The 821-nt window shown below is 58.5% G+C and carries 1 pseudogene; it reads left to right on the forward strand.

The window, feature by feature from the left end:
• Positions 1-110: 110 nt before the first annotated feature.
• Positions 111-657, forward strand: a pseudogene (locus tag FXB38_RS45310) (transposase); the annotation flags it as partial.
• Positions 658-821 lie beyond the last annotated feature (164 nt).

An 821-nucleotide genomic window follows, 5' to 3' on the forward strand; every position in this document is an offset into this window, starting at 1 on the left:
TCCAAGAAAAGTGGGTACTAGATCTATGACCGGCGCAACCTCGCGGAAGTACGGTGCGCTCTGGCCGCTTGGCTAGCCAAACGGTGGAAGAGAAGATCGGGAAGACAGGCGAGGCGTTGCTGATCGCGATTGGCGTTGACTGGGAAGGCGCCCGTCAGGTCCTCGCCGTCGAGCTTTAAAATCGGGAGAGCCGATCGATCTGGAAGGGGTTTTGCGAAGCGGTTAAGGCCGCGTCTCGTACGGGGTGGAGTCGTCTCGGACGATGATCCCGGACTGAAGTGGGCGATCCCGGAGATTCTCTCAGGCATATTCACGCAGCGCTGCTATGTGCACTTCCTGCGCAATGCGCTCGACTATGTGCCGCGTAACGTCGATGACGACTGCCTGCTCGAGCTGCGCTGGACGTATGATCGGCGCGACGTTGCAGAGGTGTCGCGATTTCGCCAGGTGGCTTCGCCAGGGGCGGCGGCAAATACCTTAAGCTTACTGACCGAGGGGAGGAGAACACCGAGGTGATGCTTACCGATTTCCGCCTTCCGCTTGCACACAGGAAGAACATGAACTCGACCAACATGCAGGAGCGGCTAGGAGATCAGGTGACACGCCTATGCGGTGCGAACGTTTCCCAATGCCGAGATCTGTCTGCGGCTCGTCCGATGTCAATTGGCCCTTTAATTGCGGTTCGTTGTCAAGATACCATTCTTTCTCTCCCTCTCTCCAGTGACACGCCGGTAGCGATTGCTCCGTCGGAGCTGGTCAGGTTGCGGAGACGGAGCGATCGCGGATGGCGAGACGATTGCCTAGTGTTGTGACTCCAACGC

The sequence above is a fragment of the Bradyrhizobium cytisi genome, from assembly GCF_008123515.1.
GTDB classification, from domain to species: Bacteria; Pseudomonadota; Alphaproteobacteria; order Rhizobiales; family Xanthobacteraceae; genus Bradyrhizobium; species Bradyrhizobium cytisi.